Source organism: Streptomyces sp. NRRL WC-3549 (genome assembly GCF_000721935.1).
Taxonomy (GTDB): Bacteria; Actinomycetota; Actinomycetes; order Streptomycetales; family Streptomycetaceae; genus Streptomyces.
In genome coordinates this window covers 8650-15238 of the sequence record NZ_KL585418.1, presented here as the reverse complement: position 1 = coordinate 15238, position 6589 = coordinate 8650, and the positions used below count along the sequence as shown (strand labels likewise).

General features: G+C 73.3%; 4 protein-coding genes. 2 read left to right on the top strand and 2 right to left on the bottom strand.

Annotation, left to right across the window (positions count from 1 at the left end):
- Window positions 1-664: ABC transporter ATP-binding protein (locus IH13_RS0123565; protein WP_037842174.1), on the top strand; the 664-nt coding region annotated here is incomplete at its 5' end.
- A gap of 822 nt (window positions 665-1486) precedes the next feature.
- The gene (locus IH13_RS0123555; protein WP_031087558.1) at window positions 1487-3535 is read left to right on the top strand and encodes a M4 family metallopeptidase; all 2049 of its coding nucleotides are present in this window, start codon (window positions 1487-1489) and stop codon (window positions 3533-3535) included.
- A 75-nt stretch (window positions 3536-3610) separates the two neighbouring features.
- Here IH13_RS0123555 and IH13_RS0123550 read toward each other — a convergent pair whose 3' ends face one another.
- Window positions 3611-5410: an ATP-binding SpoIIE family protein phosphatase gene (locus IH13_RS0123550; RefSeq protein ID WP_234433371.1), complete on the bottom strand. Its 1800-nt coding sequence runs from the start codon at window positions 5408-5410 to the stop codon at window positions 3611-3613.
- A 216-nt stretch (window positions 5411-5626) separates the two neighbouring features.
- The coding region (gene glgP / locus IH13_RS0123545; RefSeq protein ID WP_031087555.1) for an alpha-glucan family phosphorylase at window positions 5627-6589 on the bottom strand (963 nt) is incomplete at its 5' end.

Sequence of the window (6589 nt, the reverse complement as noted above, 5' to 3'; positions counted from 1 at the left end):
CCTGACGCTGCCGGCCGGTCAGACCGTGGCGGTGGTCGGTTCGACGGGTGCCGGCAAGTCGACGCTCGTCAAGCTGCTCGCCCGCTTCTACGACCCGACCGACGGCCGGGTCCTGCTGGACGGCACCGACCTGCGGGACCTTCCGACGCCGGAGCTGCGCCGGGGCGTGGTGATGGTGACCCAGGAGGCGTTCCTCTTCTCCGGGACGATCCGGGAGAACATCGCGATCGGCCGCCCGGACGCCGCCCCCGAGGAGATCGAGCACGCGGCCAAGGCCATCGGCGCCCACGACTTCATCAGCGGCCTGCCCGACGGCTACGACACGGACGTACGCAAGCGGGGCGGCCGGATCTCCGCCGGCCAGCGCCAACTGGTGGCGTTCGCCCGCGCGTTGCTCGCCGACCCGGCGGTGCTGATCCTCGACGAGGCCACGAGTTCGCTCGACGTCCCCGGGGAGCGGGCGGTGCAGCAGGCGATGGACACGGTGCTGCGCGGCCGCACGGCGGTGGTCGTCGCGCACCGGCTGTCGACGGTCGAGATCGCGGACCGGGTGCTGGTGATGGAGCGGGGCAGGATCGTGGAGGACGGTTCCCCGGCCGAGCTCATCGCGGGCACGGGGCGCTTCGCCGGGCTGCACCGGGCGTGGCGGGAGAGCCTGGCCTGAGGCCGGGTCCCCGCCAACCGGCCGCGACGGGCCGTGGGCGAGGTCGACGGTGCCGGAGGAAGCCCGCGTCGTCGTGGGCCGGCTCCTCGCCGTCCTCGTCGGCTCCCGGGCCGGGGGTGGCCGCGGCGCTCATCGGGCCACGGCGCTCATCGGGAAGCGGAACCCCGTGCCGGCGCGGTCACGCGGGGGCGGTGTGGCGCCGGTCCGCGGCACGGGGAGGTGACGCACGTGGGCGTGGCCGACGGGGTGAGCCGGCCGCCCTCCGGCTCGACCGGGTCCAGGCGGTGACGCGTCTGCGGTCCCCGGATGGCGTCGTGGAAGCCGTCCGGGCTCCCGCGGACCTCGTCGCGGAGCAACGGCATCCTGGAGAAGGCCCGGTCCCCTTCCACGACGGGCTCCGGCCGGGACCGCGCGGGCCGGGATACCTCGAACCGCTCCGACTCGACGGGTTCGTCCACCGGACCGCGCGGCCCGTACGGCGCGGAACCGGCCACCCCCTCCCCCGTCTCAGCACGTGGTCGTCCTCCGCTTCCCTCCGCGCCGCCCTTCCGCCGGGGATACCGGCGGGAACCCCTCCCCGCCCTGCGCCGCAAGGCCGGGAGCGTTCTCGGCACTCCCGGTACGACATCCCGATGACACACGGCGAAACGTCCGCTCAACGAACATGACCATTCCGACAACGAACGAGTTCCGGCCAATGTGTTGTCGCGCCCCTGACATGTACCCCCTTCTGCTGGCACTCTTCCCCCGTTCCACGCATCGCCCGCTCTGCCCGCCGGCTCACCCAGTCGGCCGTCACCCCCCTCGCAGAAGGAGTTCCGCGTGAGATCCACCCCCAGCCGTCGTGCCACCGCGACCGGTGCCCTGATAGCCGCCGCAGCCCTCCTCGCCGTCGGAGTACAGACCGGCGGCGCGGCGGCCGCGCCCGTCAGCGGCACCGCCGCCCCGGCCGCCGCGGTGAAGGGCGCCGACCCCGGCGCGCTCCCCGCCCAGCTCTCCCCCGCGCAGCGCGCCGAGCTCATCCGCGAGGCCAACGCCACCAGGGCGGCCACCGCGAAGGAACTCGGCCTCGGCGCCACCGAGAAACTGGTCGTCCGTGATGTCGTCCAGGACGTCGACGGCACCACGCACACCCGCTACGAGCGCACCCTCGACGGGCTGCCGGTCCTCGGCGGCGACCTGGTCGTGGCCGAGTCCAAGGCCGGGAAGACCCAGGGCGTCACCAAGGCGTCCAAGGCGACCAGTGCCCAGCTGAAGGCCGTCTCCACCACCGCGGACGTCGCTCCGGCCACCGCCGAGAAGCAGGCGCTGACCGCCGCCGCGGCCGACGGGTCGAAGAGCACCGAGGCGAGCGCGGCCCCGCGCAAGGTCGTCTGGCTGGCGAGCGGAACCCCGCAGCTCGCGTACGAGACGGTCGTCGGCGGCCTCCAGCACGACGGCACCCCGAACGAGCTGCACGTGATCACGGACGCCACCACCGGCGCGAAGCTCTACGAGTGGCAGGCCATCGAGAACGGCATCGGCAACACCCAGTACAGCGGCCAGGTCACGCTCGGCACCTCGGGCTCCGGCAGCTCGTACAACCTCACCGACTCCGCGCGCGGAAACCACAAGACGTACAACCTGAACCACGGCTCGTCCGGCACCGGGACCCTGTTCTCCGGCACCGACGACGTCTGGGGCAACGGCAACCCGACGAACGTCGAGACGGCCGCCGCCGACGCGCACTACGGGGCCGCGGAGACCTGGGACTTCTACAAGAACGTCATGGGCCGCACCGGCATCCGGGGCGACGGCGTCGGCGCGTACTCCCGCGTCCACTACGGCAACAACTACGTCAACGCCTTCTGGACCGACAGCTGCTTCTGCATGACCTACGGCGACGGCAGCGGCAACGCGGCTCCCCTCACCTCGCTGGACGTGGCGGCCCACGAGATGACGCACGGCGTCACCTCCAACACCGCCGGCCTCAACTACAGCGGCGAGTCGGGCGGCCTCAACGAGGCGACCTCGGACATCCTCGCGGCGGGCGTGGAGTTCTACTCCGACACGGCCCAGGACCCGGGCGACTACCTCGTCGGCGAGAAGATCGACATCAACGGCAACGGCACCCCGCTGCGCTACATGGACAAGCCGAGCAAGGACGGTGCGTCCAAGGACTACTGGTCCTCCAGCCTGGGTTCGGTCGACGTCCACTACTCCTCGGGCCCGGCGAACCACTTCTTCTACCTGCTCGCCGAGGGCAGCGGCGCCAAGACCGTCAACGGGGTCTCCTACAACTCCCCGACGTACGACGGCCTGCCGGTGACTGGCATCGGCCGCGACAAGGCGCTGCAGATCTGGTTCAAGGCGCTCACCACCAAGTTCACCTCCACCACGAACTACGCGGCGGCCCGCACCGGCACGCTCGCCGTGGCCGGTGAGCTGTACGGCACCAGCAGCGCCGAGTACACCGCGGTCGCCAACGCCTGGGCCGCCATCAACGTGGGCTCCCGCCCCGGCGGCAGCACCGACCCGGAGCCCGGCGGCAAGGTCTTCCAGAACACCACGGTGAAGGCCCTCGCCGACCGCGCCACCACCAACATCCCCGTGGTCGTCTCCGGTGTCACCGGCAAGGCGCCCAGCAACCTCTCGGTCGCGGTGAACATCACCCACACCTACCGCGGTGACCTCCGCCTCGACCTGGTCGCCCCGGACGGCACGGCCTACCTGCTGAAGAACTCCTCCCCGACCGACTCGGCGGACAACGTGGTGGCGACCTACACGGTCAACGCCTCCTCCGAGGTGGCCAACGGCACGTGGAACCTGCGGATCCAGGACGTCTACTCGGGCGACCGCGGGACCTTCAACAGTGTGAAGCTCACCTTCTGACCCACCCCCCGCACACGGCGCGGCCCGGGAGGACCACCCTCCCGGGCCGCGCCCGTCCCCGTACCCGTCTCCGGCTCAGCCGAGGCCCTCGGGGACGTCCTGCTCGGCCCAGACGACCTTGCCGTCCGCCGTGCGGCACGACCCCCACCTGCGGCACAGCAGGTTGATGAGCTGGAGTCCCCGCCCGCCCTCGTCGCTGACGTCGGCGTGCTGGATCTGCGGCAGGTCGGGGCCGGTGTCCGACACCTCCACCCGCAGCCGGTCGTCGCGCAGCAGCCGCAGCTGGCCGGGCCCGCCTCCGTACCGCATGGCGTTGCCCACCAGCTCGCTGACGACCAGTTCGGTGACGTCCGCCAGATCGGCCAGGCCCCACCCGGTCAGCTGTTCGGTCACCAGCTTGCGGGCGGTGGAGGCGGGGTTGCCCTCCGTGGGCAGCTCCCACGTCCGCAGCCCCGCCTCGGCCGGCAGCTCGCAGGACTCGGCGACCAGCAGCACCGCCTCGTCGAACCGCGCGTCACCCGTCCGCAGCGCCGCGAGCAGCCCCCCGTCGGCCAGTTCGCCGGGCCGCATCGCGCCGACCGTGGCACGCAGCCCGGCCAGCTGGGTGTCCACGTCATCGGTGCGCGTCTTGATCAGGCCGTCGGTGTAGAGGACCAGCCGTTCACCCTCGGGGACGCACAGCCGCAGCGGGTCGTACGGGATGACCCCGGCGCCCAGCGGCGCCCCGACCGGCACGTCCAGGAAGTGGGGCGGCCCGTCACCGCCGACGAGCAGCGGCGGCGGGTGCCCGGCGCTGGCGAAGGTGTAGCTGCGGTCGGCCGGGTCGTAGACCGCGCAGAGACAGGTGGCGACCTGGTCGTCCTCCAGGTCGCGGGTGGCCAGGTCGAGCCGGGCCAGCACCCGGTCGGGCGCGATGTCCAGCGTCATGAGCGTCCGGGCGACCGTGCGCAGCCGGCCCATCGTGGCGGCGGCCGGCAGTCCGTGCCCGGTGACGTCCCCGACGACCAGCGCCGTACGCCCGCCGGGCAGCGGCACCACGTCGTACCAGTCGCCGCCCACCCCGTGGGCGTCGGTGGCGGGTGCGTAGTGGGAACGGACGCTCAGGCCGGGGGTGTGCGGGGTGGCGCGCGGGAGCAGACTGCGCTGGAGCGTGACGACGTGCTCCCGCTCACGCCCGTAGAGCCGGGCGTTGTCCATGAACACGGCGGCCATGGCGCCGAGCTGTCCGGCCAGTTCCAGGTCGGCGCGGTTGAACGGGGGGCTCGTGCGCGCGCGTACGAAGTCGGCGGAGCCCAGCAGCACACCCCGGGCGATCAGCGGCACGGCCATGTAGCTGTGCACCCCCTGCCGGCGCATCGCTTCGGCGGCGCTGTCCGTGGGGGCCACCCGCCCGTAGTCCTCGTCGGTCATCCGGCTCACCAGCACCGGGCGGCCGTTGCGCAGGCAGTGCACGGTCAGGAGTGTCTCGCGGCGCCGGCTGCGGTCGACCACCTTGCCGACCGGCGCGGGTTCCAGGCCCGCCAGCGAGTCCAGGGCCTTGACCGCGATGGCGCGGGTGACGGGGACGGCCGCGCCGGTGACGCGTTCCCCCTCCTCGCCCCTCAGGACCGATTCCAGCAGGTCCACGGCGGCGCCGTCCGCCAGGCGCGGGACGCTGAATTCGGCCAGCTCCTGCGCGGTGTGCTCCAGGTCGAGGGTCGTGCCGATCCCGGTGCTCGCGGTGTGCAGCCAGCGCAGCCGGGCCGCGGTGGTGAAGCGGTCGGCCCGCAGCTGTGTGCCGGCCTCCGGTGGGCGGATGTGCAGCTGCCGGGACGTGCCCCGCTGTGCGGCCAGCCGACGGGTCAGGCGTCTCGCTCGGCTTCCGCCGCCGTTCACCGTGCCGACCTCCACTCGCGCCCGCGGGACGCCTCGCTGTCGTGTCGCATCGGTGGGACCAGGCCGCACCGGCACCGGCTGTCATGTTAGCCAGGTCACGGGGAAATCATCCCCGCCGGTGAAGGGGCGATCCCGGGGCGCGGACACCGGCGGGCCCGGCACCGTACGGGACGGCGCCGGGCCCGCCGGGAAACGGAGCCGGGCGGGGCGGGGCGGTCAGCGCAGGAACACGCCCGCGCCCTCGCCCGTGTCGCCGCCGGCGGACTCACCGGGCACCGCGACCAGGCCGAGTTCCGCACCCGAGGCGAGCAGCGGGTGCGCGGGCAGGACGCGCACGGTGTAGCCGTAGGGACCCGTGCGGTCGAGGGCGAGCGGCCCCTCGTAGAGCCGGCGGTCCTCCATGTCGTGGCCGCCCGCCGGCTTCAGCGGGAACGTCTGGGCCTCGGTGATCCCGTCGCTGGAGTCGACCCGGCCGGCGACGGCCTGGACCTCCACGTCGTCGGGGTCGAGGCCGCCCAGGGTGATCCTGACGCGCAGCGACAGGGTGGAACCGAGCTCCGCGGAGCCGCCGACGACGGCGTCGGCGGAGGCCTCGACGTGGTCGACGGCGACCTGGGGCCAGGCCGCGTGCACCTTCGCCTTCCAGTCGGCCAGGTCGCGGGCCGCCGCCGGGGTCAGCGCCCTGCGGGCCAGTGCGGCGGGGGCGTAGAGCCGCTCCACGTACTCGCGGACCATGCGGCCGGCGAGGACCTTGGGGCCGAGGGTCACCAGGGTGCGGCGGACCATCTCGATCCACCGTTCGGGCAGGTCCTCGGCGTTGCGGTCGTAGAAGCGGGGGGCGACCCGGTCCTCCAGCAGCGCGTAGAGCGCGCCCGCCTCCAGCTCGTCCCGCCGTTCCTCGTCGGTGGCCGAGCCGTCGGCGGTGGGGATCGCCCAGCCGAAGTCGGGCTCGAACCACTCGTCCCACCAGCCGTCACGCACCGAGAGGTTGAGGCATCCGTTGAGCGCCGCCTTCATCCCGCTGGTGCCGCACGCCTCCAGGGGGCGCAGCGGGTTGTTGAGCCAGACGTCGCAGCCCGGATAGAGCTTCTGCGCCATGCCCATGCCGTAGTCCGGCAGGAAGACGATGCGGTGGCGCACCCGCGGGTCGTCGGCGAAGCGCACCAGCTCCTGGACGAG